Source organism: Pseudomonas sp. SLBN-26, assembly GCF_006715895.1.
GTDB lineage: Bacteria > Pseudomonadota > Gammaproteobacteria > Pseudomonadales > Pseudomonadaceae > Metapseudomonas > Metapseudomonas otitidis.
Genome location: NZ_VFOB01000001.1, coordinates 2213842 through 2235000 on the forward strand (window position 1 = coordinate 2213842; position 21159 = coordinate 2235000).

General features: G+C 66.6%; 22 protein-coding genes and 2 rRNA genes (1 of these 24 only partly in view). 12 read left to right on the top strand and 12 right to left on the bottom strand.

Annotated features, from left to right (window positions below; genetic code table 11):
- The first annotated feature begins 242 nt into the window (after positions 1 to 242).
- The 4 genes from FBY21_RS10120 to FBY21_RS10135 all read left to right on the top strand — a co-directional run bounded on the left by FBY21_RS10120 (position 243) and on the right by FBY21_RS10135 (position 3182).
- Entirely contained in the window at positions 243 to 1151 is a 909-nt protein-coding gene (locus FBY21_RS10120; RefSeq protein ID WP_044409004.1) for a LysR substrate-binding domain-containing protein, read from the top strand.
- Between the two features lie 82 nt (positions 1152 to 1233).
- Entirely contained in the window at positions 1234 to 2421 is a 1188-nt protein-coding gene (locus FBY21_RS10125; RefSeq protein WP_142010771.1) for an MFS transporter, read from the top strand.
- 18 nt (positions 2422 to 2439) lie between these two features.
- Positions 2440 to 2787 carry an MmcQ/YjbR family DNA-binding protein gene (locus tag FBY21_RS10130; RefSeq protein WP_142010773.1) on the top strand — a complete coding sequence of 116 codons (348 nt, stop codon included), beginning with the start codon at positions 2440 to 2442 and terminating at the stop codon, positions 2785 to 2787.
- An 86-nt stretch (positions 2788 to 2873) separates the two neighbouring features.
- Positions 2874 to 3182: a DUF2834 domain-containing protein gene (locus FBY21_RS10135; RefSeq protein ID WP_142010776.1), complete on the top strand. Its 309-nt coding sequence runs from the start codon at positions 2874 to 2876 to the stop codon at positions 3180 to 3182.
- Here the strand turns inward: FBY21_RS10135 and FBY21_RS10140 are convergent.
- Positions 3173 to 4138, bottom strand: coding sequence for an alpha/beta fold hydrolase (locus FBY21_RS10140; RefSeq protein WP_142010779.1), 966 nt, complete (start codon positions 4136 to 4138; stop codon positions 3173 to 3175). The two genes, FBY21_RS10135 and FBY21_RS10140, sit on opposite strands and share 10 nt — an antisense overlap.
- Before the next feature lie 89 nt (positions 4139 to 4227).
- Positions 4228 to 5058 carry an undecaprenyl-diphosphate phosphatase gene (locus tag FBY21_RS10145; RefSeq protein WP_142010781.1) on the bottom strand — a complete coding sequence of 277 codons (831 nt, stop codon included), beginning with the start codon at positions 5056 to 5058 and terminating at the stop codon, positions 4228 to 4230.
- Positions 5059 to 5293: 235 nt separating this feature from the next.
- On the opposite strand from FBY21_RS10145, the gene FBY21_RS10150 reads away from it, so the two are divergent.
- The 3 genes from FBY21_RS10150 to FBY21_RS10160 all read left to right on the top strand — a co-directional run bounded on the left by FBY21_RS10150 (position 5294) and on the right by FBY21_RS10160 (position 8092).
- Complete coding sequence (locus tag FBY21_RS10150; RefSeq protein WP_142010783.1) at positions 5294 to 6925, top strand: methyl-accepting chemotaxis protein; 1632 nt, start codon at positions 5294 to 5296, stop codon at positions 6923 to 6925.
- Between the two features lie 82 nt (positions 6926 to 7007).
- The gene (gene pnuC, locus FBY21_RS10155) at positions 7008 to 7571 is read left to right on the top strand and encodes a nicotinamide riboside transporter PnuC (RefSeq protein ID WP_044408981.1); all 564 of its coding nucleotides are present in this window, start codon (positions 7008 to 7010) and stop codon (positions 7569 to 7571) included.
- A complete protein-coding gene (locus FBY21_RS10160; RefSeq protein WP_142010786.1) occupies positions 7568 to 8092 on the top strand; it encodes an AAA family ATPase in 525 nt (174 codons plus the stop codon). Before pnuC ends, FBY21_RS10160 begins: the two co-directional genes overlap by 4 nt.
- Here the strand turns inward: FBY21_RS10160 and FBY21_RS10165 are convergent.
- The 5 genes from FBY21_RS10165 to FBY21_RS10185 all read right to left on the bottom strand — a co-directional run bounded on the left by FBY21_RS10165 (position 8072) and on the right by FBY21_RS10185 (position 11220).
- Positions 8072 to 8548, bottom strand: coding sequence for a DUF3429 domain-containing protein (locus FBY21_RS10165; protein WP_044408976.1), 477 nt, complete (start codon positions 8546 to 8548; stop codon positions 8072 to 8074). The genes FBY21_RS10160 and FBY21_RS10165 overlap by 21 nt on opposite strands.
- A 65-nt stretch (positions 8549 to 8613) precedes the next feature.
- Entirely contained in the window at positions 8614 to 9933 is a 1320-nt protein-coding gene (locus tag FBY21_RS10170; RefSeq protein WP_142010788.1) for a sensor histidine kinase, read from the bottom strand.
- A complete protein-coding gene (locus tag FBY21_RS10175; protein WP_044408967.1) occupies positions 9930 to 10598 on the bottom strand; it encodes a response regulator transcription factor in 669 nt (222 codons plus the stop codon). Before FBY21_RS10175 ends, FBY21_RS10170 begins: the two co-directional genes overlap by 4 nt.
- Positions 10598 to 10912 (bottom strand): PepSY domain-containing protein, encoded by a 315-nt coding sequence (locus FBY21_RS10180; RefSeq protein ID WP_044408964.1) that lies wholly within the window; start codon positions 10910 to 10912, stop codon positions 10598 to 10600. The genes FBY21_RS10175 and FBY21_RS10180 overlap by 1 nt, the downstream gene beginning before the upstream one ends.
- Positions 10912 to 11220, bottom strand: a complete 309-nt coding sequence (locus FBY21_RS10185) for a PepSY domain-containing protein (RefSeq protein WP_069562585.1) — start codon at positions 11218 to 11220, stop codon at positions 10912 to 10914. The genes FBY21_RS10180 and FBY21_RS10185 overlap by 1 nt, the downstream gene beginning before the upstream one ends.
- 201 nt (positions 11221 to 11421) lie before the next feature.
- On the opposite strand from FBY21_RS10185, the gene FBY21_RS10190 reads away from it, so the two are divergent.
- Genes FBY21_RS10190 through FBY21_RS10200 form a run of 3 tightly spaced genes read left to right on the top strand, consistent with a single transcriptional unit; the run spans position 11422 to position 13670 of the window.
- Positions 11422 to 12501, top strand: coding sequence for a patatin-like phospholipase family protein (locus tag FBY21_RS10190; RefSeq protein WP_142010791.1), 1080 nt, complete (start codon positions 11422 to 11424; stop codon positions 12499 to 12501).
- Between the two features lie 25 nt (positions 12502 to 12526).
- A complete protein-coding gene (locus FBY21_RS10195; RefSeq protein WP_044408956.1) occupies positions 12527 to 13453 on the top strand; it encodes a hypothetical protein in 927 nt (308 codons plus the stop codon).
- The gene (locus tag FBY21_RS10200) at positions 13413 to 13670 is read left to right on the top strand and encodes a DUF5329 family protein (RefSeq protein ID WP_253543703.1); all 258 of its coding nucleotides are present in this window, start codon (positions 13413 to 13415) and stop codon (positions 13668 to 13670) included. The genes FBY21_RS10195 and FBY21_RS10200 overlap by 41 nt, the downstream gene beginning before the upstream one ends.
- A gap of 11 nt (positions 13671 to 13681) precedes the next feature.
- On the opposite strand, the gene FBY21_RS10205 is transcribed toward FBY21_RS10200, so the two are convergent.
- The 3 genes from FBY21_RS10205 to hmpA are packed head-to-tail and all read right to left on the bottom strand — an operon-like array spanning position 13682 to position 16334.
- Positions 13682 to 14872, bottom strand: a complete 1191-nt coding sequence (locus tag FBY21_RS10205; RefSeq protein WP_142010793.1) for an NnrS family protein — start codon at positions 14870 to 14872, stop codon at positions 13682 to 13684.
- Positions 14859 to 15104 carry a transmembrane sensor/regulator PpyR gene (locus tag FBY21_RS10210; protein ID WP_142010795.1) on the bottom strand — a complete coding sequence of 82 codons (246 nt, stop codon included), beginning with the start codon at positions 15102 to 15104 and terminating at the stop codon, positions 14859 to 14861. The genes FBY21_RS10205 and FBY21_RS10210 overlap by 14 nt, the downstream gene beginning before the upstream one ends.
- 48 nt (positions 15105 to 15152) lie before the next feature.
- A complete protein-coding gene (gene hmpA / locus FBY21_RS10215; protein WP_142010797.1) occupies positions 15153 to 16334 on the bottom strand; it encodes an NO-inducible flavohemoprotein in 1182 nt (393 codons plus the stop codon).
- 148 nt (positions 16335 to 16482) lie between these two features.
- On the opposite strand from hmpA, the gene norR reads away from it, so the two are divergent.
- Entirely contained in the window at positions 16483 to 18039 is a 1557-nt protein-coding gene (norR, locus tag FBY21_RS10220; protein WP_142010801.1) for a nitric oxide reductase transcriptional regulator NorR, read from the top strand.
- Positions 18040 to 18128: 89 nt separating this feature from the next.
- Complete coding sequence (gene queD / locus FBY21_RS10225; protein WP_044408942.1) at positions 18129 to 18485, top strand: 6-carboxytetrahydropterin synthase QueD; 357 nt, start codon at positions 18129 to 18131, stop codon at positions 18483 to 18485.
- Positions 18486 to 18742: 257 nt separating this feature from the next.
- On the opposite strand, the gene rrf is transcribed toward queD, so the two are convergent.
- A 5S ribosomal RNA gene (gene rrf, locus FBY21_RS10230) occupies positions 18743 to 18858 on the bottom strand.
- 122 nt (positions 18859 to 18980) lie between these two features.
- Positions 18981 to 21159 (bottom strand): 23S ribosomal RNA (locus FBY21_RS10235) (it continues 713 nt past the right edge of the window).

Genomic DNA, 21159 nt, shown 5'->3' on the forward strand with positions numbered 1-21159 from the left:
GGATCGGGCGCTCCGCCCCGCATTCGGGCCAGGCTCGCCTCCCTGAGCCGGCGCCACCGCCGATGGACCGGCAGTGAGCCTGAGGTGTTGCAGGTATCGCGCCAGTCTTGACCTGGCATTCACCGATACGCGGAGCATTCAAGATACACCGCTCCGACAACTGCGTAGGCAAAGGATTCATCAAGTCGACGAAATCCGCCCCCGAGTGCCATAGTGCGCCCTCTTCCGAGCGGTAGCGCAGCATGCAGGACCTCAACGACCTCTTCTATTTCGCCAAGGTGGTGGAGCACGGCGGCTTTGCGGCGGCCGGGCGCCTGCTAGGCATTCCCAAGTCCCGCCTGTCGCGTCGCATCGCCGAGCTGGAGACCCGACTCGGTGCGCGCCTGCTGCAGCGCACCACCCGCAAGCTGGCCCTGACCGACGTGGGCGAGCGCTTCCTGCGGCACTGCCAGGCGATGCTGCTGGAGGCGGAACAGGCCGAGGAAGCGGTGGCCAGCCTGACCAGCGAGCCGCGCGGGCGCATTCGCGTCACCTGCCCCACCGAGGTCGCCCGCACCCGGCTGCGCGGGGTGTTCAGCGACTTCCTCGAACGCTACCCGCTGGTGCAACTGGAGGTGGCGCTGGTGAACCACCGGGTCGACCTGCTGGCGGAAGGGGTGGACGTGGCCCTGCGGGTACGCGACCAGGAGGACGAGGAGCCCTCGCTGATCTGCCGCCGCCTGGCGCCCGCCCGCGCCTACCTGGTGGCGGCCCCGGCCCTGCTCCAGGCCGGAGCCCCTCAAACCCCGGACGACCTGGCCCGGTTGCCGGTACTCGGCGCGCTGGAGCGGGACCGCAAGCTGCACTACCTGCTGCGCGACGCCCAGGGCAACCGCCGCGACATCGTGCTGGAGCCCCGGCTGGCCATCGAGGATTTCGAGGTGCGCAAGCAGGCGGCCCTGCGTGGCCTGGGCATCACCATGCTGCCGGCGATGCATTGCAACCGGGAGCTGGAAGACGGCCGCCTGGTACGGGTCCTGCCGGACTGGGAGCTGCCGGGTGGCCACCTGCAGGTGGTCTACACCCACCGGCGCGGCCTGCTGCCAGCGGTGCGGGCGTGGATCGACCACCTCGTCGACGCCTGCCGCGGCGAAGCGCTGGAGCCCCTCTGAGCAATCGTTAGCTGGCTTTCCTTTGGCCCGCCGGCTGGAGGATGATGGGCGCCTCCCGCACCGAGCCGAACCAGGTCCATCCATGCGCAGCGTCGAGCAGTCTGCCTCCATCACCCTGCAGATCGTCTCCATCGTCTTCTTCACCTTCATCAGCTTCCTCTGCATCGGCCTGCCGCTGGCGGTCCTGCCCGGCTACGTGCACAACGACCTGGGCTACGGCTCGGTGCTGGCCGGCGTGGTGATCAGCACCCAGTACGCCGCCACCCTGCTCTCGCGCCCCTTCTCCGGCGCGGTGGCCGACCGCCGCGGTGCCAAGCACGCGGTGCTGCTGGGCCTGGCGGGCTGCGCGCTGAGCGGCCTGCTGACGCTGGCCTCCACCTCCCTGCAGGGCCTGCCGAGCCTGAGCCTGGGCCTGCTGCTGGCCGGCCGCGTGGCGCTGGGGGTGTCCCAGGGGCTGGTGGGCACCGGCTCTATCAGTTGGGGCATCGGCCGGGTCGGTGCGGAAAACACCGCGCGGGTGATCTCCTGGAACGGCATCGCCTCCTATGGCGCGGTGGCCATCGGCGCGCCCCTGGGGGTGCTGCTGGTGAGCGGCCTGGGGCTGTGGAGCATGGGCGCGCTGATCGCCCTGCTGGGCACCGGAGCGCTGCTGGTGGCGCGGGGCAAGGCGCCGGCGCCCATCGTCGCCGGCGTGCGCCTGCCGTTTCGCAACGTGTTCCTGCGCATCGCCCCCAACGGCGTGGCGCTGGCCCTGGGCTCCATCGGCTTCGGCACCCTGGCCACCTTCGTCACGCTGTACTACGCCAGCCGTGGCTGGAGCGGCGCGGCCTGGTGCCTGACGGCCTTCGGTTGCGCCTTCATCGGCGCGCGCCTGCTGTTCGCCGGCACCATCAACCGGCTCGGCGGCTACCGGGTGGCCATCGCCTGCCTGGGCATCGAGAGCCTGGGCCTGCTCCTGCTGTGGCTGGCACCGCAGCCCTGGCTGACCCTGTGCGGCGCCGCGCTGACCGGCTTCGGCCTGTCGCTGGTGTACCCGGCCCTCGGCGTGGAGGCCATCTCGCGCATTCCCGCCTCCAGCCGCAGCTCGGCGCTGGGGGCCTACGCGGTGTTCTTCGACCTGGCCCTGGGCCTGGCCGGCCCGTTGATGGGCCTGGTGGCCAACGCCCAGGGCTTTGCCGCGATCTTCCTGGTAGCCGCCGGGCTGGCCCTGGCCGGCATGCTGCTGGGTCTCGTGCTGTTGCGCAGCGATGCGCGCCAGCGACCTCTCTAGACCTGCAAGGAGCTGCCCATGACCGCTGACGAGATCGCCGCGTTCTGCCTGCAATTGCCCGGCGCCCGGGAAGACCTCAAGTGGGGCTCGAACCGGGTGTTCTCGGTGGCCGGGAACAAGATGTTCGCCATCGTCGACTTCCTCGGCGAGGACATCGCCTTCAAGGTCGACCCCGACCTGTTCCTCGGCTACGTCGACCGCCCCGGCATCCGCCCGGCGCCCTACCTGGCCCGAGCCTTCTGGGTCAGCGTGGCGATGCCACCGGCCCTCGGCGATGCCGAGTTGAAAGCCCTGCTGACGCGCTCCCACCAACTGGTGGTGGCACGCCTGCCGAAGTACAAGCGGGTGGGGTTGCTGCTGGACTGAACCGCCTGGGGCGACCCGATGCCTCATTGCCGGCGCGGGGGCACTGCGGCAGATTCGGCGTCCATACCCATAACAAGGATGTCGCCATGCCTGCCCGCCCCCTCGCCCTCGCCGCTCTCCTCGCCTTTGGTGGCTACACCCTCTATGTGATGGCCATCAGCGAACAGTCGCTGCTGGCCTTCGGTGCTCAATTGATGAGCCGGCCGGACACCGCCCAGGTGGTGATCGACCTGTACCTGGCCTGCGCCCTGATCGCGGTCTGGATGTACCAGGACAACCGCCGCCAGGGCCGGAGCCTGGCCTACCTGTTGCCCTTCTACCTGCTGACGGCGGTTTTCGCCTCCATCGGCCCGCTGCTTTACCTGGTGCTGCGCCGCCCAGCCCCTCAGCGGTAGTGCCGCCCCAGGAACCCCAGCAGGCGCTCATTCACCGCCTCGGGCTGCTCGCTCTGCAGCCAATGCCCGCAGGCCTCGATCCGATGGGCCTCCAGGGCTGGCACCACCTCCGGCATCTGCTTCAGCGTGTGGGCCTCCAGCAGGCCCACCGGGTCGTGGTCGCCGATGAGGAACAGCGCCGGCTGCAGCACCCGCTGCCCTTGCAAGGGCTCGGTCAGCGCCCAGTTGCGCTCGAAGTTGCGGTACCAGTTGAGCGCACCGCGAAAGCCGTGGCGCTCGAAGGCCTTGCAGTAGCCGGCGAAGGCTTCCGGCTCGCACCACACCGGCGGCTGGCCGGGGTCTTCGAGGCCATCGAAGAGCCGCGAGCCGGCGGGGCGCTCCTGGAGGAAATGCCCCAGCGGCACGGCAGCGGAACAGTGGTGCAGCATCATGCGCAGGGTGCAGGGGATGTCGGCATCCAGCTCCTGCTCGGCCAGGCCGACCTGCTGGAAGTAGAGGATGTAGTTGAAGCGATCCGCGAAGTGGCGGCGCATAGCCTCGGTGGCCGGCTGCCGGGGCCGGCCGCCAAAGGGTACGGCCATGCCCACCACCGCCTGGACGCGCTGGGGCTCCAGCAGCGCCAGGTGCCAGGCGATGGGCGCGCCCCAGTCGTGCCCGACGACGCAGACGCGGGCCTGGCCGAGGGCGTCCATGGCGGCGCGGATGTCGGCGCAGAGGGTCAGCAGGTCGTAGGCGGCCGGGTCGGCAGGAGCGCTGCTGGCGCCATAGCCGCGCATGTCGGGCACCAGCACGCGGTAGCCGGCACGGGCCAGGGGTTCGATCTGGTGGCGCCAGGCCAGCCAGCACTCAGGGAAGCCGTGCAGCAGCCAGACCGGCGGACCATCCTCCGGCCCGGCCAGGTGCAGGGCGAGCTGGATGCCGTTGACGGCCAGCAGGCGGTGTTCGAGCGGAACCATGGTGAGCCTCCGGGCAATGGCGGGGGCCCACTATGACAAAGGCGCGCCCGTGGCGCGCCTTCATCGATGCGGCGAATACCTCGGCCTCGTCAGGCCTGGACGGTGCTCCAGTCCACCACGCCGAAGACCCAGGTGGCGAGGATCAACAGGCCGAAGCCGATGCGGTACCAGGCGAACACGGCGTAGCTGTGGCTGGCGATGAACTTCAGCAGCGCACGCACGGCGAGCATGGCGAAGACGAAGGACACCACGAAGCCCAGGGCGAACACAGGCAGGTCGGCGGGCTGGAACAGGTCGCGGTACTTGTAGCCCGAGTAGACGGCCGCGCCGACCATGGTGGGCATGGCGAGGAAGAAGGAGAACTCGGTGGCGGCCTTGCGCGAGAGGCCGAAGACCAACCCGCCGATGATGGTGGCGCCGGAACGGGAGGTGCCGGGCACCAGCGCCAGGCACTGGGCACAGCCGACCTTGAGCGCGTGCTTCCAGGTCATCTCGTCCACCGTGTCGACCTCGATGGTGTGCTGGCGGCGCTCGGCCCAGAGCATGATCACGCCGCCGATCACCAGGGCGGTGGCCACGGTGATGGGATTGAACAGGTAGTGGTGGATCAGGTCGGCGAAGGCCACCCCCAGCACCACGGCAGGGAGGAAGGCCACCAGCAGGTTGAGGGTGAAGCGCTGGGCGCTGCGCTGGCGCGGCAGGCCGACCACGATGTCGAGGACCTTGCGCCGGTATTCCCAGACCACCGCGAGGATGGCACCAAGCTGGATGATGATGTTGAAGGCTTCGAAGCGCTCGCCGCCGAAGCCGATCAGATCCGCGACGATGATCTGGTGACCGGTGCTGGAGATCGGCAGGAACTCCGTCAGGCCCTCGACGATACCCAGCAACAGGGCCTGGAAGGCGGTCCACAAATCCATCGAATCTCCCCAGGGCACACGCGGTCGTGGCCCGACTAAATTTAAGTGCGTTGGTGTGTCTGCCGGCACGGCTGACGGGCGGCTCTATGACCGACCTTGGTCGACTGGGTTCCCGGGCGTCCTGCGGTGCATGCTCAGGTTTCGGGCGAAAGGGCCGAAATGCTATCAGACAAAACCTGCAGCGTGCCTCTGTCGCCTTAGGGAAAAACAACAATATCGCGGGAGTATTTCATTCATGAATCTGCGCAGCCTGCCCATCAGCCAGCGACTCTGGCTGATCCTCGTCGTCGCCGTGTCGATGCTGCTGATCCTCGGGGTGCTGATGCTCCGCCAGATCCATGAGGACCTGCTCGTCGGCAAGGAATTGAAGACCCAGCACGTGGTGCAGACCGCCATGGGCACCCTGCAGTACTTCCAGGGCCTGGAAGCCGCGGGCACGCTGACCCGCGAGGCGGCGCAGAAGCAGGCGATGGAGACCATCCGCGGCATGCGCTACGACAAGGCCGACTACTTCTGGATCAACGACCTGGGCCCGCGCATGGTCATGCACCCGACCAACCCGAAGCTGGAGGGCCAGGACCTCTCCGGCTACAAGGACCCGGACGGCAAGCCGCTGTTCAACCTGATGGTGGAGGTGGCCAAGGCCAAGGGCGCGGGCTTCGTCCACTACCGCTGGCCCAAGCCGGGTGCCTCCGACCCGGTGCCGAAGGTGTCCTACGTGCAGCTGTTCCAGCCCTGGGGCTGGGTGCTCGGCTCGGGCATCTACATCGACGACATGGAGGGCGAGTTCCGCAACCAGGCGCTCGAAGCCTCGGCCATCGGCCTGGTCATCGCCCTGCTGATGGCCGCGCTGGTGATGCTCATCGCCCGCAGCATCACCCGCCCGTTGAAGGACGTGGTGGGTGCCATGGCCGACATTGCGAGCGGCGAGGGGGACCTCACCAGCCAGCTGGACACCCACGGCCGGGATGAAGTGACCGCGCTGGCCAGCCACTTCAACGCCTTCACCGGCAAGCTGCGGGGGGTGATCCGCCAATCCCTGGAGGCAGCCGGTGCGCTGGACCAGTCGGCCAGCGCCCTGGGCGGGATCGCCCAGGACGGCCACGCCCACAGCGAGCAGCAGTCCCAGCGCATGGAGCTGGTGGCCACCGCCATCAACCAGGTGACCTACGGCGTGCAGGACGTGGCCAAGAACGCCGAGCACGCCGCCGAGGAGGTACGCACCGCCGAGGACCAGGCGCGCCTGGCCCAGACCAGCATCGATGCCAGCATCCAGCAGATCAGCGACCTGGCGAGCACCATCGGCCAGGCGGTGGAGGTGATCCGCTCCCTGGCAGCGGAAAGTTCGCAGATCGGTAGCGTGCTGGAGGTGATCCGCTCCATCGCCGAGCAGACCAACCTGCTGGCGCTCAACGCAGCCATCGAGGCCGCCCGTGCCGGGGAACAGGGCCGTGGCTTCGCCGTGGTGGCCGACGAGGTGCGCCTGCTGGCCCAGCGGACGCAGAAATCCACGGCGGAGATCCAGAGCATGATCGAGCGCCTGCAGGCCAACTCCGAGGCGGCGGTGAAGGTCATCGACGAGAGCAGCCGGGCCACCCAGGCAACGGTGGAACGCGCCAGCCAGGCCGGCGAGAGCCTGGGACAGATCGGTCAGTCGCTGCGCAACCTCACGGGCCTCAATGCCTCCATCGCCAGCGCCACCCTGGAGCAGTCCCACGTGGTGGAGGACGTCAACCAGAACGTCACCCAGGCCGCCAGCCTGGCCCACGACACGGCCATGGCCGCCGAGCAGACCCGCAGCGCCAGCCACCAGCTGAACGAGCTGGCCGAACGCCTCGGCCACCTGCTGCGCCAGTTCCGCATCTGAGCCCTCCCCTGCCCCACCTGCCGCCGCTGGCGCGGCAGGTGGGAGCCGCTACAATCGCCCCTCCATCGAACGAGGGTCGCCCGTGTCACCGCTTGAACTCTTCGCCGCCGCGCTCGGCGTGCTGGCCGTCTGGCTCACCGCCCGGCAGAACATCTGGTGCTGGCCCATCGGCCTGGTGATGGTGCTGATCTACGTCTGGATCTTCTTCGAGGTGAAGCTCTATTCCGACATGCTGCTGCAGGGCATCTACGCCGTGCTGCAAGGCTACGGCTGGTGGCAATGGACCCGGGGCGGCGCCCGCCATGACGGCCGCGAGGTCAGCCGCCTGGCGCCGGCGCAGCTGGCGACGGGCCTGGGCCTGGGGGCCGCCGGCAGCCTGGCGCTGGGCTACGTGATGGCCACCCACACCGATGCCGCCGCCCCCTGGCTGGACGCGGCGCTGACCGGGTTCAGCCTGGTGGCCCAGGTGTGGATGGCGCAGAAGCGCCTGGAGTGCTGGGCGCTGTGGATCGTGGTGGATGTGATCTTCGTCGGGCTGTTCACCTACAAGGGGCTCTACCTCACCGCCGCGCTCTATGCGCTGTTCACCCTGCTGGCGGTGCATGGCTGGCGGCAGTGGCGCCAACCCCTGGCGGCCTCGGCATGAAGGTGCTGGTACTGGCCGGCCCCGAGTCCAGCGGCAAGAGCTGGCTGGCCGGCGAGATCGCCGTGCGCTTCGGCGGCCGGGTGGTGGGCGAGTACGTGCGCGAGTTCATCGACGAGCAGCAGCGCGACACCTGCTACGCCGACATTCCCCTGATCGCCCGGGGGCAGTTGCAGCGCGAGGACGCGGCACGGGCCGAGCGCCCGGCGCTGCTGGTGCTGGATACCCACCTGCTGAGCAACATCCTCTGGAGCCGCACGCTGTTTGGCGACTGCCCGGCCTGGCTGGAGACGGCCCTGGACGAGCGCCGCTACGACCTGCACCTGCTGCTGAGCCCGGAGGGCGTGCCCTGGGTGGGCGATGGGCAGCGCTGCCAGCCGGCACTGGCCGAACGCCTGGCATTCTTCCACGCCAGCGAGGCGTGGCTGAAGGCCCGGGGGCAGCGCTACGTGGTACTTGAGGGGGATTGGGCCGAGCGCCGCGAGGCGGCGCTGGCCACGGTGTCAGCCTGGCTGGCCGAGTAGCAGGCCGCCCCAGGCCACCAGCAAGCTGGTGACCACGCCGATGGTCAGCGGGCGGCGCAGCGCCGGGTACCAGCCCGGTGCCAGGCCCAGGCGCACGGCACGCAGGTCGGCCAGATAAAGGCCGATGAACGCCGGAATGAACACGGCCACCGCCAGGCCAGCGGGCAACCCGGCGGAGATGGCGACCCAGCCGAACAATGCGGGAATCACCGAGAAGCCCAGCTGCAGGCGCGCGCGGGTGTCCTCCTGGCCGGCGCGCATGGCCAACCCCCAGTGAATGGCCCCCATGAACGCGAGGATGACGGCGGCGTAGTCCAGCAACGCCGCCAGCACCAGGGGGCGCCAGCCGATCGGGGTCAGCCAGATGCCGAGTGCGCCCGTGACGAAGGGCACCAGCCCGGCAAAACCGAGCAGCCGGGCCAGTTGCGGCGGATGGGGAGCATCGAATGCATGCATGGGGCGGGTCCTTGTTGGGTTGCCTACAGACTAGACAGGCCTGATACCAACCGCACTGCGTGCCGTCAACGGCGAGGCGCGGGCAGGTCGATACGCACCCGCAGGCCGCCGAGGGGGCTGCTGTCCAGGGCGAGGCGGCCGCCCCAGGCGTCGACGATGTCACGCACGATGCCCAGGCCGAGTCCATGCCCGGCCACCTGTTCGTCGAGGCGGGTGCCACGCTCGAGCACGGCCTGGCGCTGGTCCTCGGCGATGCCGGGGCCGTCATCGTCGACGCACAGCCGGTAGCCGTCGCCCTCTCGGGCAATGCCCAGCAGGACCTGGGTCTCGGCCCATTTGCAGGCGTTGTCCAGCAGGTTGCCCAGCAGTTCCAGCAGGTCTTCCCGGTCCCAAGGCAGGCGCAGACCGGGCTCGACGCTCCAGTCGAGGTCGAGTGCGCTGTCGTGGATCATGGCCAGGGTGTTGAACAGGGTCGGCAGCTCCGCGTCGCAATCGAAGTGCGCGCCGGGCAGCACTTCGCCGGCCAGCCGGGCGCGCCCCAGTTCGCGGGCGAGGCGTTGCTGGATCTGCTCCAGCTGCTCGGTGAGGGTGGCGCGCAGTTCGGGATGCTCGCGCAGCTCCTCCCGGTCCTGCAGGTTGACCAGCACGGCAAGCGGGGTCTTGAGGGCGTGGCCAAGGTTGCCCAGGGCATTGCGCGAGCGGCGCAGGGTGTCTTCGGTATGGGCCAACAGGTGGTTGACCTGGCCCACCAGCGGCTCCAGCTCCTGGGGCACCCGGGTGTCCAGGTCGCTGCGCTGGCCCTGCTGCAACTGGGCGATCTGCTGTCGCACCCGCTCCAGGGGTTGCAGGGCGCGGCGGACGGTGTAGCGCTGCAGGCCGAGGATCAGCAGCAGCGCGGCCAGGCCGAGGGCGACGCCGGTCCATTGCACGCGGCGGAAGTCTTCCAGCACGGGGGTGTAGTCCTGGGCGACGACGATGACCACCTGGCGGCCAAAGCGCCGGTAGTCGCCCCGGTAGGTGAGCAGGCGCTGCTCGCGGGGGCCGGGCAGCAGGTCGGCGGCCAGGCCGGCGCGCTCGGGCAGTTGCAGCTCGCTGTCCCAGAGCGAGCGGGAGCGCCAGGGGCGGTCGTCGATGCGGATCACGAAGTAACGCCCGGAGAAGGGCTGCTGGTGGGCGGGGTTGAGCTTCTGCTCGTCCAGCTGGATGCCGTTGGGGCCGCGCACCAGGGCGGCGAGCAGGCCTTCCGCTTCGCTGCGCAGGTTGTTCTCCAGGTAACGCCGCAGGCCATCGTCGAACAACCACAGGCTGAGCTGGGCCAGGGGCAGGCCAACCACCAGCAGCAGGGCGACCAGGCCGAGGGAAAGCTGGCGCTGGATGGACCTCACCCGGTGACTCCGGTGAAGCGGTAGCCCTGGCCACGCCGGGTCTCGATGACGCTGCGGCCGAGCTTGCGGCGCAGGTGGTTGACGTGGACCTCGATGACGTTGGAGTCGCGCTCGGTCTCGCCGTCGTAGAGGTGCTCGGCCAGGTGGCTCTTGGAGAGCAACTGCCCGGGGTGGAGCATGAAGTAGCGCAGCAGGCGGAACTCGGCGGCGGTCAGGGTCACCTCTTCGCCGTCACGCAGCACGCACTGGCGGGCTTCGTCCAGTTGCAGGCCGGCGGCCTCCAGGTGCGGCTGGTTGGCCAGGCCCTTGGCGCGGCGAAGGAGGGACTGGATGCGCAGGGCCAGTTCCTCGGGGTGGAACGGCTTGGTCAGGTAGTCATCGGCACCGGCCTTGAGGCCTTCGATGCGCTCGGCCCAGGAGTCCCGCGCGGTGAGCACCAGCACGGGGGTGGCGAGGCCATTGGCGCGCCACTCCTGCAGCACTTCGAGGCCGGGGCGGCCCGGCAGGCCGAGGTCCAGCACGATCAGGTCGTAGGGTTCGCTGGCGCCCTGGTAGGCGGCGTCGCGGCCGTCGGCCAGCCAGTCCACGGCGTAGCCCTGGCGGGTCAGGCCGGCCAGGAGTTCATCGGCCAGGGGGACATGGTCCTCCACCAACAACAGGCGCATCAGTCGTCTTCCTCGTCCTTCAGGATGCGACCGTCGCGGGCATCCAGTTCCAGCTCGCGAACCACGCCATCGGTGGTCAGCAGTTCCACTTCGTACACGTAGATATCGTCCTCTTCCTCCAGCTCCGCTTCCAACAGACGCGCCCCGGGGTAGAGCCCCAGGGCGCGGTCGAGGAGTTGTTCGAGGGGCATGATCACCCCTCGTTCGCGGAGCTTGAGGGCTTCGTCCTGGTCCAGGTCGCGGGCCATGGCCTGCAGGGTGCAGGTGGCCAGGACCAGGGCGACGATGCCGCTGTAGCGAATGATCAGGCGCATCAGTCGTCCTGGTGGTTCTTCAGAACCTGGCCGTTGGTGGCGTCCAGCTCCAGGTCCCACTGCACGCCCTTGGCGTCACGCAGTTCCACCTGGTAGACGTAGCGGCCGTACTCTTCTTCCAGTTCGGTCTCGTTGATGGTGCCACCGGGGTGCTGAGCCAGGGCGGCGGCGTTGAGCTTCTCGAAGGACTGGATGGTGCCGGCGTCACGCAGACGGAGCGCTTCGTCTGGCCCCAGGTCGCGGGCCAGGGCGAGGCTGGAGGTGGTGGCGAGAACGGCAGTGGCGAACAGAGCGGTAAGGGTTTTCATCGTGGCTTCTCCTTGTGAGGGGCGCTGTCTTTAGATGGGTCCACTGTAGCCAGTCGCCATTAATTCAAGCTGAATTCGCCGGGCTCCCCGTTGCTGGGGCGTCATCGTGCTACAGGCGGAGGCATCATTCACGCGCTGAAAGCACTTGGTCCGCAGGCGCGGGCCACTATAATCGCTGCCTCGCTTTTTTCGGAGGCCCCCATGAGCGCCATTCACATCAAGTCGCCCGCCCTTACACTGCGCGCCGGCAAGCGGGCCCTGGCCCGTATCCGCGAGCGTGGCCTGCAACCGGCGGATGTGAAGATCCTCCCGGGCGCGGCGGGCGGGCCGAAGGCGCTGGGCATCCAGGGCCTGGACCTGGCGCTGTTCGGCGAATGGCTGCCCCGTGCGCCCCAGGAGCGCTCGCTGATCGGCGCCTCGATCGGCTCCTGGCGCTTCGCCAGTGCCTGCCTGCCGGACGCCGCGGAAGGCCTCCGTCGCCTCGGCGAGCTGTACACCTCGCAGCGCTTCCCCAAGGGCGTGAGCATGGCGGACGTGAGCCGCCGCTGCACGGCGATGCTGGACCAGTTGCTCGACGACCAGGACCAGCAGGTGCTGAGCAACCCGCATTACCGCCTGAACGTGGTGGTGGTGAAGAGCCACGGCCTGCTCGCCCACGACCGTCGGGGGGCACTGGGCCTGGGATTGTCTTCGGTGATCGGCGCCAACCTGCTGGGCCGCCCGCGCCTGGCACGCCACTTCGAGCGGGTGATCCTGCATGACAGCCGCCTGGCACCGCCGCTGGCGCCGCTGAACGACTTCCCCTCGCGCTGCCTGCCCCTGGACGGTGCCAACCTGCGCCATGCACTGCTGGCCTCCGGCTCCATTCCCATGGTGATGGAGGGGGTGCGCGACATCCCCGGCGTCGGCCCCGGCACCTACCGCGACGGCGGCCTGCTGGACTACCACCTGGACCTGCCCTACCAGGGCGACGGGGTGGTGCTCTACCCGCACTTCACCGACAAGGTCATCCCCGGCTGGTTCGACAAGGGCCTGCCCTGGCGCCGTGGCGATGCCGAGCGCCTGCAGGACGTGCTGCTGCTGGCACCGTCGAGGGACTACCTGGCCACCCTGCCCCACGGCAAGCTGCCGGACCGCAAGGACTTCACCCGCTACCTGGGCGACGACGACGGCCGCGAGCGCTATTGGCGCAAGGCCATGGCGGAAAGCCAGCGGCTGGGCGACGAGTTCCTCGAACTGGCCGACAGCGGCCGCCTCGCCGAGCGCCTGCTGCCCCTCTGACCCCATCTGTTCCAAGGAAGGATTCATGAAACTCGCCGTCGCCATCCTGCATGGCATTGGCAGCCAGCCCGACCAGCGCGATGCCGAGGGCCAGTACAGCTATGCCCAGGGTCTTATCGGCGGGTTGCGCCGGGAGCTGGGTGTGGAGGCCGACGCCATCGCCTTCCAGAGCCTGTACTGGGCCAGCGTGCTGGACCGCCGCGAGCGGGCCTACCTCGACCGCCTGGAGCACGAACCGGTGACCTGGCGCTGGCTGCGCGAAGCAGTGACGCTGTTCCTCGGTGATGCCAGCGGCTACCGCAAGGTGAGCCAAGCCTACGACACCACCTATGAAGAAGTGCACCAGTGCCTGCGCAACGGCCTCACCGCCCTGCGGGCCAAGGTGGCACCGACCACGCCGCTGGTGGTGCTGGCCCACTCGCTGGGCGGGCACATCTTCTCCAACTTCGTCTGGGACCAGCAGAAGCTGAACACCACGCCCAGCTGTCCGCGCGATCCCTTTCTCGCGCTGGAAACCCTGGCGGGCCTGGTGACCTTCGGCTGCAACATCCCGCTCTTCACCTTCGCCTACGACCCGGTGCGGCCGATCCGCTTTCCCGGCCATTGCCTGCCGGCGGGCCTTGAGCACGCCGCGCGCTGGCTGAATGTGTATGCGCCGGCCGATCCGCTGGGCTATCCGCTGCGACCGCTGCAGAACTATGCCGAAGTCGTGACGGAGGACGTCGCCCTGCCGGTCGGCCCCTGGTACAAACGCCACACCCCTTTGAGCCACATGGAGTATTGGAACGATGCGCGCTTCCACCGTTACCTGGCGGGCCATCTGCGCCAGCTGCTTGCTGCTTGCGACCACCCCGAGCCAGGCCCAGCTGGACGCGCGGAGCCAGCAGGAGATCAACGCCCTGCTGGGGTTCGTGGAGAGCAGTGGCTGCCTGTTCATCCGCAACGGCAGTGAATACCCCGCCGCCGAAGCACGGCAGCACCTGCAGAAGAAGCTGGACTACCTGGAAAACAAGGGCCTGGTGGACAACGCCGAGGGCTTCATCGCCCGGGCCGCCACGGAAAGCAGCATGAGCGGCAAGCCCTACAAGGTGAACTGCGCCGGTCAGGAGCAGCTCTCCGCAGACTGGCTGAAGCAGGAACTGGCCCGCCTGCGCGCCGCCCGTCCCTGACCCTCTGCCCTTCAGCCCGGCTGGCCATCCACCCGGGCCCGCCAGAACATCGGCCCGTAGTGCCCAAGGAACAGGGCGAAGGCCAGGATCCAGCAGGCCCCGGCCAGCAGCAGGCTGGCCAGTGGCCAAATCCCGATGCCGAAGACCCGCAGCACCGCCCCCAGGTTGAGCAGGCCGAAGGCCCAGCCCATCGCCGCTGGTGCCACCAGCGCGCGCCCGGTGTGCCCCAGGCTGACCCTCGCCAGCATCCCCAGGATCAACCCACCCATGGCCCCCACCGCCAAGGCGTGGAGGGCCGGACTGCTGCCCGCCAGCCAGCCCAGGTGCCAGGCCGCCAGGCCGAGCGGCGCCACCACCAGCCAGGCGAATGCCAGGTGCAGTGACCAGAGCAGTGGCACCCGCCAGATGCCCCGGTGATACCAGCGCACCAGGCGCAGCAGGTGCCCCGCCCCGAGCACGGCGAACGGCAGCGCCAGGAACGGAACAGGCCGGTTGGCGGCGCCCATGAGCGTCGACAGCGCCACGCCCAGCGACAGCCCCAGGGTGCCCCACTCCAGCCAGGGCCAGGCCTTGACCTGGCTGGGCAGGCCAAACCCGCGCTGGGTGAAGAACGGGATCACCCGCCCGCCGATCAAGCCCATCAGCGCGGCCACCAGCCAGAGCGCACCCTGCACACCCTGGCGCTGCCAGGCGTCGTTGCCCGCGAGCATGCCCAGCACCACGAGCCCATCGGCCACTGCCAACAGCAGAAGCATCAGCACCACCGGGTAGTTGTTGCGCTGTCGCACCCGCCACAGGCGACGGCCGATCACCCAGGCCAGCACGGGCAGGAAGACCAGTTGCAGGGGCGCCGCCATCACCAGGGGCACACCGGCCAGCCAGGCCAGGCGCGCCAGCAGCCACACCACGAACAGGCCGACCAGGGGGCGACCGGCAAGGCCCGGCTGGCCGGTCCAGTTCTGCACGGCGGTGAGCAGGAAGCCGGCAATGATTGCTATGGCGAAGCCGAAGGGCATCTCGTGACGGTGCCAGGCGAGCCAGCCTCCGGTGGGCTGCCAACCCTGAAGCAGCCCGCTCAGCACGCCCAGCCAGGCCGCTACCGCGAGCAACGCAAAGGCACTGCCGGCCAGGAAGAAGGGGCGGAACCCCAGGCGCCAGAGCGGTGCAATGGCCAGTTCGCGGCGACGGTCACGCAGTTGCATGGCAGGCCTCCCGATGCAGCCGCTGCAGTGCGGTAAGACGGATGACATAGCCGACCTTGATCAGCGTGGGCCCCAGGATGACCAGTCCATGGGCCAGCACCTGGGCGGGCAGCGCGAGGTAACGATCCAGCCCATAGGCGCCAACGACGCCAACCAGCAGCAGCGCGAGGCCGGCAGCCAGCAGGCGGTGGGCCAGGCTCAGCAAGGGGTAACGGCAAGGGACAGGGCGCATGGCGAACTCCTCCAGGAAAGGCCCGGCACCGGGGTGCCGGGCGGCGGTTCAGGCATCCAGTTCGGCAGCCGGGCCGAAGAACTCGTAGTGGCACTGTGCAGCCGGCACGCCCAACGCGGCGAGGTGTTTCTTGACCATGGCCATGAAGGGCTTGGGACCGAGGAAGTACGCCTCGACATCACGGGAGGCGGGCAGCCACTGGGCGAGTTGGTCGCGGCTCAGCAGGCCGATGGCATCGGCCCGGTCACCGGCGTTCGGTTCGCTGAGGCAGGTGTGGAGTCGCAGGTTGGGCGTGCGCGCGGTCATCTCTTCCAGCCAGGGGCGGAAAGCCTGCACGGATGCATTGCGGGCGCAGTGGATGAAGTGGATCGGTCGACCGCTTCCGTTGGCGGCTTCGAGCATGGCCAGGGCGGGGGTGATACCGACGCCGGCGCTGATCAGCACCAGGGGCTTGCGGCCAGGGCGCAGGATGAAGTCGCCGGCGGGGGCGAACAGTTCGAGGGCGTCGCCCTCCCCGACCCGGTCGTGCAGGTGGTTGGAAACCTTGCCGTTCGGCTCACGCTTGACGCTGATGCGGTAGTCGCGGCCATTGGGTGCGGCGGACAGGGAATAGTTGCGGCGCACCTCCTGCCCATCGATGTCCAGCCGCAGGCCGATGAACTGCCCGGGGATGAACGCCTGGACGGGGCCGCCATCGGCGGGAGCCAGGTAGAACGAGGTGATCTCTTCGCTCTCCACCACCTTCTGCCGGACCAGGAAGCGACGACCGCCCCGCCACCCGCCTTCGGACTCGGCGTTGGCAGCGTACACCTCCTCCTCGGCAGCGATCAGCAGGCTGGAAAGCTGCTGGTAGGCGTCGGCCCAGGCGGCGATCACCTCGTCGGTGGCGATCTCCTCGCCCAGTACCTCGCGAATCGCCCGCAGCAGGCAGGCGCCGACGATGGGGTAGTGCTCGGGCAGGATCTGCAGGGCAACGTGCTTGGCGACGATGCGCCCGACCATCGGCCCCAGGGCGTCGAGGCGATCAAGGTGGCGGGCATACATGAGGATGCCGTTGGCCAGAGCGCGAGCCTGGTCGCCACTGGCCTGGTGGGCCTGGTTGAAGAGCGGGCGAACCTCGGGATACTCGGTCAGCATGATGCGGTAGAAGTGGGTGGTCAGCGCTTCGCCGCCGGTTTCCAGCAGCGGGATGGTGGAAGTGACGATTGCACGGGCTTGGCTGGACAGCATGGGGGTTTCCCTTGTGGTGTGATGGGTCACCTTGGCTATTCCAGTTTTCGTGCCAGAAAATTTTCCCTTTATATTCAGTGAGTTGTATTTATTCGGGTTAATTTGACTACACTTGACACCATGTCTTAACGACACACATGGAGTCATTATGACTGCGCCCTCCTTGCTGCAGACCTTGCTTCCCCTGGTCAGCGACCTCTCCCGCGACCTGCCCGAACGCGAGCGCTATCGTCGCTTGCTGGAAGCCCTCCGCGGGTTGCTGCCGTGCGATGCCACGGCACTTCTTCGCCTGGAGGATGAGCACCTGGTGCCATTGGCAGTGGATGGACTGAGCCTCGATACCCTGGGCAGGCGCTTCCGCGTGGCCGATCACCCCCGTCTCGCGGCCTTGCTGGAACAGCGATCCCCTACGCACTTTCCTGCGGACTGTGACCTGCCCGATCCCTACGACGGGTTGGTGGAGGGCCATCACGCGCACCTGGAGGTGCATGACTGCCTGGGGTGCCCGCTCTACCTCGATGAGCGCCCATGGGGTTTGCTGACGCTGGACGCCCTGGATCCATCGCGCTTTTCACAGCAGGACCTGCAGACACTGGAACAGTTCGCCAGCCTGGCTTCCGCCACGGTGAAGGCTGCGGAGCGCATGCATGATCTGGAGCGTCGCGCACAGGACGAACGGCAACGGGCGGATGCTTACCGCCAGGCCGCCGGCGAGCCGGCGCCTCGTGAACTGATCGGCCAGAGTGCTGCGCACAAGGCGCTGCTGGCGGAGATCGCAACGGTGGCGGACAGCGAGCTGACGGTGCTGGTGACCGGGGAAACGGGGGTTGGCAAGGAGCTGGTGGCCCAGGCGATCCATGCCCGCTCGCCCCGGCACGGGATGCCGATGGTCAGCCTGAACTGCGCGGCGCTCCCGGACACGCTGGTGGAGAGCGAGCTGTTCGGTCACGTACGCGGGGCGTTCTCGGGCGCGGTGAATGATCGTCGAGGCAAGTTCGAGCTGGCCGACGGGGGAACGCTGTTCCTCGATGAAGTGGGCGAGCTGCCCATGGCCGTCCAGGCGAAGCTCCTGCGGGTGCTGCAGAGCGGGCAACTGCAGCGCGTCGGTTCGGATCGGGAGCACCGGGTGGATGTGCGGGTCATCGCAGCCACCAACCGGGACTTGGCCGAGGAGGTCAGGCAAGGCCGTTTTCGCGCCGATCTGTACCACCGGCTGAGTGTGTATCCGCTGCTGGTCCCGCCATTGCGGGAGCGTGGGCGGGATGTGCTGCTGCTGGCGGGCTTCTTCCTCGAACGCAACCGGGCCCAGCTCGGGCTACGCAGCCTGCGCCTGGCGGCAGACGCACAGGCCGCCCTCCTCCGCTATGACTGGCCAGGGAACGTGCGGGAGCTGGAGCACTTGATCGGTAGGGCGGGACTCAAGGCGCTGGCCGCTGTACGCCCCCAGCGACCACGTATCCTGACGATCGACGCCTCCGACCTGGCGCTGCCCATGCTCCAGGAGGGCGTGACTGCGACATCCGGTGCAATCGAAGCAGGTGCCGGCGAGGTCCGTGACCTGAGGGAAGCCGTCGATGATTACCAGCGACGCCTGATCGAGGCCGGGCTGCAGCATCATCAGGGCAACTGGGCAGCGGCGGCACGCGATCTGGGACTGGATCGCGCCAACCTTCTACGCCTGGCAAAGCGCCTGGGCCTTCGCTGAAGCCAGGCTAGCGCCGGACGGCACGAAAACACACAGCGCACCTGATACACTCGCGCCCCCGAAATCCCTTTCAGCCAGGGCGCAGCAGATTGGAAATCTTCAAGGAATTCATCTTCGAGGCAGCCCATCGCCTCCCCCACGTACCGGCCGGGCACAAGTGCGGTCGTCTTCATGGCCATTCGTTCCGAGTCGCCCTGTATATCGAAGGGGACGTTGACCCCCATACCGGCTGGATTCGGGACTTCTCGGAGATCAAGGCACTGTTCAGGCCCATCTACGAGCAACTGGACCACAACTACCTGAACGACATCCCCGGCCTGGAAAACCCCACCAGTGAAGTGCTGGCCAAGTGGATCTGGCAGCAGGTCAAGCCGCTGATCCCGGAACTGAGCCGAGTACGGATACACGAGACGTGCACAAGCGGATGTGAATACCGGGGGGATTAACTCTCCACCACAGCGAAAGCCGCCAATAGGCGGCTTTTTTGTGTCTGCGAAATGGCGAACGCCAGGAGGTGAGCGGTCGACGGATGGGAGCGGAAGACAGTCATCCCGCTGTGACTGGGACATCCTTTCACAGGGATAAACAAGACTCAGCGGAAAGCTCGCAGACTCGAATGATCAGGGGTCGCTCTTGCGCGATTTTCATCCGCGCAAAGTCAAACCCCCGACCATCTTTCGATGATCGGGGGTTTGGTATAGGTGCTTGACGATGACCTACTCTCACATGGGGAAACCCCACACTACCATCGGCGATGCATCGTTTCACTACTGAGTTCGGGATGGGATCAGGTGGTTCCAACGCTCTATGGTCGTCAAGCAATTCTTTAGGGTGATCGTCGAGACGCTCACCCGAATTCGGGTATGTGACAGTACTTTGCGGTTCAATCGAACTTTCGGTTTGTCGACTTCACCAACAACACCAGATTGTTTGGGTGTTATATGGTCAAGCCTCACGGGCAATTAGTATTGGTTAGCTCAACGCCTCACAGCGCTTACACACCCAACCTATCAACGTCGTAGTCTTCGACGGCCCTTTAGGGGATTCAAGATCCCAGTGAGATCTCATCTTGAGGCGAGTTTCCCGCTTAGATGCTTTCAGCGGTTATCTCTTCCGAACATAGCTACCCGGCAGTGCCACTGGCGTGACAACCGGAACACCAGAGGTTCGTCCACTCCGGTCCTCTCGTACTAGGAGCAGCCCCTCTCAAATCTCAAACGTCCACGGCAGATAGGGACCGAACTGTCTCACGACGTTCTAAACCCAGCTCGCGTACCACTTTAAATGGCGAACAGCCATACCCTTGGGACCGGCTTCAGCCCCAGGATGTGATGAGCCGACATCGAGGTGCCAAACACCGCCGTCGATATGAACTCTTGGGCGGTATCAGCCTGTTATCCCCGGAGTACCTTTTATCCGTTGAGCGATGGCCCTTCCATACAGAACCACCGGATCACTAAGACCTACTTTCGTACCTGCTCGACGTGTCTGTCTCGCAGTCAAGCGCGCTTTTGCCTTTATACTCTGCGACCGATTTCCGACCGGTCTGAGCGCACCTTCGTACTCCTCCGTTACTCTTTGGGAGGAGACCGCCCCAGTCAAACTGCCCACCATACACTGTCCTCGATCCGGATGACGGACCAGAGTTAGAACCTCAAGCATGCCAGGGTGGTATTTCAAGGATGGCTCCACGAGAACTGGCGTCCTCGCTTCAAAGCCTCCCACCTATCCTACACAAGCAGGCTCAAAGTCCAGTGCAAAGCTACAGTAAAGGTTCACGGGGTCTTTCCGTCTAGCCGCGGATACACTGCATCTTCACAGCGATTTCAATTTCACTGAGTCTCGGGTGGAGACAGCGCCGCCATCGTTACGCCATTCGTGCAGGTCGGAACTTACCCGACAAGGAATTTCGCTACCTTAGGACCGTTATAGTTACGGCCGCCGTTTACCGGGGCTTCGATCAAGAGCTTCGCTTGCGCTAACCCCATCAATTAACCTTCCGGCACCGGGCAGGCGTCACACCCTATACGTCCACTTTCGTGTTTGCAGAGTGCTGTGTTTTTAATAAACAGTCGCAGCGGCCTGGTATCTTCGACCGGCATGGGCTTACGGAGTAAATCCTTCACCCTCACCGGCGCACCTTCTCCCGAAGTTACGGTGCCATTTTGCCTAGTTCCTTCACCCGAGTTCTCTCAAGCGCCTTGGTATTCTCTACCCAACCACCTGTGTCGGTTTGGGGTACGGTTCCTAGTTACCTGAAGCTTAGAAGCTTTTCCTGGAAGCATGGCATCAACCACTTCGTCATCTAAAAGATAACTCGTCATCAGCTCTCGGCATTGAGCGCCCGGATTTTCCTAAGCACCCTGCCTACCACCTTAAACTTGGACAACCAACGCCAAGCTGGCCTAGCCTTCTCCGTCCCTCCATCGCAGTAACTAGAAGTACGGGAATATTAACCCGTTTCCCATCGACTACGCTTTTCAGCCTCGCCTTAGGGGCCGACTCACCCTGCGTCGATTAACGTTGCGCAGGAACCCTTGGTCTTTCGGCGTGGGTGTTTTTCACACCCATTGTCGTTACTCATGTCAGCATTCGCACTTCTGATACCTCCAGCGAGCTTCTCAACTCACCTTCACAGGCTTACAGAACGCTCCTCTACCGCGTCACTTACGTGACACCCGCAGCTTCGGTGTGTGGTTTGAGCCCCGTTACATCTTCCGCGCAGGCCGACTCGACTAGTGAGCTATTACGCTTTCTTTAAAGGATGGCTGCTTCTAAGCCAACCTCCTAGCTGTCTAAGCCTTCCCACATCGTTTCCCACTTAACCACAACTTTGGGACCTTAGCTGGCGGTCTGGGTTGTTTCCCTTTTCACGACGGACGTTAGCACCCGCCGTGTGTCTCCCACGCTCGGCACTTCCAGGTATTCGGAGTTTGCATCGGTTTGGTAAGTCGGGATGACCCCCTAGCCGAAACAGTGCTCTACCCCCTGGAGTGATACGTGAGGCGCTACCTAAATAGCTTTCGAGGAGAACCAGCTATCTCCGAGCTTGATTAGCCTTTCACTCCGATCCACAAGTCATCCGCTACCTTTTCAACGGGAGTCGGTTCGGTCCTCCAG